This is a genomic window from Kitasatospora sp. NPDC086791, from assembly GCF_040685975.1.
In the GTDB taxonomy this organism is placed as follows: domain Bacteria; phylum Actinomycetota; class Actinomycetes; order Streptomycetales; family Streptomycetaceae; genus Kitasatospora.
In genome coordinates, this window is the sequence record NZ_JBFBOC010000069.1 from 1 (window position 1) to 2,693 (window position 2,693).

Genomic DNA, 2,693 nt, shown 5'->3' on the forward strand with positions numbered 1-2,693 from the left:
CGGCTGACCAGCACCACATGCCGCACACCCCGCTCGGCCACCAGATGCCGGGCCACACGGCCCCCCAGCGTCCCCGTACCACCGGTGATCAGCACCGTACCGGCCGCATCGAGATCCACAGGAACAGTGAGGACGATCTTCCCGATGTGAGCGGCCCGGCTCATGAACCGGAACACGTCGACCGCGTCCCGGACCCCGCGTACGTCCAACGGCAGCGGTGCGAACCCGCCGTCCGTGAAGGCCCGTACGACGGCGTCCAGGATCTCGCCGAGCCGTTCCGGCCCCGCGTCGGCGATGTCGAACGCCCGGTAGACGATGTCGGGATGGTCGGCTGCGTCGCGGATGTCGGTCTTGCCCATCTCCACGAACCGGCCGCCGGGCCCGAGTAGCCGCAGGGAGGCATCGACGAACTCGCCGGACAGCGAGTCCAGAACCACGTCCATGGGCGGGAACTTCTGCTCGAACTCCAGGGTGCGCGACGAGGCGATGTGGTCCTCGTCCAGTCCCAGGGCGCGCAGGGTGTGCCATTTGGCCGGGCCGGCGGTGGCGAACACCTCCGCCCCGAGCCGCCGGGCCAGTTGGATCGCCGCCATGCCGACGCCGCCGGTGCCGGCGTGGATCAGGACCCGGTCACCGGCCTTCAGCCCGCCCAGGTCGCGCAGGCCGTACCAGGCGGTCAGGAACACCACGGGCACTGACGCGGCCCTGGCGAACGACCAGTCGTCAGGCATCCGGACCAGCAGCCGCTGGTCGGCGACGGTGACCGGGCCGAAGGCGCCGGGGACCAGGCCCATGACGCGGTCGCCGGGCCGGAATCGGGTGTCCGGGCCGGTTTCGAGGACGACGCCCGCGCCTTCGCCGCCCATCAGGGCCTCGCCGGGGTAGACGCCGAGGGCGATCAGCACGTCCCGGAAGTTGAGTCCGGCCGCCCGCATGGCGATCCGGACCTGCCCGGGCCCCAGCGACTCCATGAGCTCCGGGCGGGGCACCAGCGCCAGGTCGTCGATGCTGCCGGTGCCCGTGTCCTCCAGCCGCCAGGTCCCGTCCGGCGGGGTGAGGCTCGCGCCGACGCGGACCAGGCGGGGGACGCGCAGCGCCCCTTGGCGTACCGCCAGTTCCGGCTCGTCCGTGCCGGCGATCAGCGCGGGGTCCCAGGTCGGGTCGGCGTCGACCAGGACGAACCGGTCGGGGTGCTCGGCCCGCGCGCCGCGGACCAGGCCCCAGACCATCGAGTGGTGGAGGCCGACCACGTCACCGGGCGCGGCGGCGACGGCGTTGCGGGTGACGACCGCCAGCCGCGTCCGCTCGCCCGCCAAGTGGTCCCGGATCACGGCGAGTACGCTCTGCGCGCTCTCGTACGCCGCCTCGACGGTGTCCGCCTCGGGCTCCGGCCCGGGCACCTCGTAGACGGTCAGGTCCGCGGGGTCGCCGCCCGTCGATGCCGATTCGAAGGGGACCCAGTCGAGTGCGTACAGGCTGTCCGGGACGGCGGTGGCGTCCCGGACGGTCAGCGACGTGACGGCCGCGACCGGGGTGCCGTCCGGATCGGCCACGGCCACGGTGTACGTGTCCGGCCCGGTGGCGGACAGGCGTACGCGCAGCGTCCGGCTGCCCGCGGGCCGTATCGCCACTCCGGTGAACGCGAACGGCAGGCCGGTGCGGTCGGTGAGGAACGCCAGGGGATGCAGTGCGGCGTCGAGCAGCGCGGGGTGCAAGGCGAACGGTTCCTCGGCGGGAAGCTCCACCTCGGCGTAGACGGTGTCGCCCACCCGCCAGGCCGCCGTGACGCCCTGGAACGCCGGCCCGTACTCGTAGCCGAGCGCGGACAGCGAGTCGTAGAGCCCGTCGACGTCGAGGGGCTCACCGGCCGGCGACCAGTCCCAGTCGCTCAGCACCGGCTCCTCGCCCAGGGTCCCGGTGGCGTGCCGCACCCACTCGTCGCCGTCACGCGAGTACACCGTGAGCGGGTTGCGGCCGTCGTCCTCGGGGCCCACGACGACCTGGAGGTGCACCGGGGTGTCGTCGAGGACGAGCGGCGTTTCGAGCACCAGCTCCTCGACCGCGTGGCCGAGCCGGCCGGCCGCGTACGCCGCCATTTCCGCGAACGCGGTGCCGGGCAGGAGGACGGAGCCCCGCACGGCGTGGTCGGCCAGCCACGGGTGGGTGGCGAGCGAGATCCGTCCGCTGAGCACCGCGCCGTCGGGCAGTTCCACGAACGTGCTGAGCAGGGGGTGGTCGCCCGACGCCGTCGGGACGGGCCGCAGCCAGTACGGCTCCCGCTGGAAGGCGTACGTCGGCAGGCTGACGGGCTCGGTGTCGTCCGGGAACCGCCAGTCGACCGGGACACCATGGACGTGCAGGCGGCCGAGCGAGGTGAGGAAGTCGTCCTGGTCGCGCCGGAGCGTGCCGGTGACGAGGAGGTCGGAGCCGTGGTGGTGACCGGTCTCCTCGACGGCGGAGACCAGCACCGGGTGCGGGCTGACCTCGACGAAGACGGTGTGGCCGTGGTCGAGCAGCGCACGGGTGGTCTGGTCGAACAGCACGGGTTCGCGGAGGTTGCGGTACCAGTAGTCGGCGTCGAGGGCGGAGGTGTCGACGGGTTCCGCGGTGACCGTGGAGTAGAAGGGGACGTCCGCGGTCCTCGGCTCGATCCCGGCGAGGTCGGTGACCAGTTGCTCGCGGATCGCCTCGAC

1 protein-coding gene is annotated in these 2,693 nt (G+C 73.1%); it reads right to left on the minus strand.

Features of this window, described 5'->3' with window-relative positions:
* Window positions 1-2,693, minus strand: a 2,693-nt coding sequence (locus AB0Q99_RS34220) for an acyltransferase domain-containing protein (protein ID WP_363578163.1), incomplete at both ends; no start/stop codon positions are given.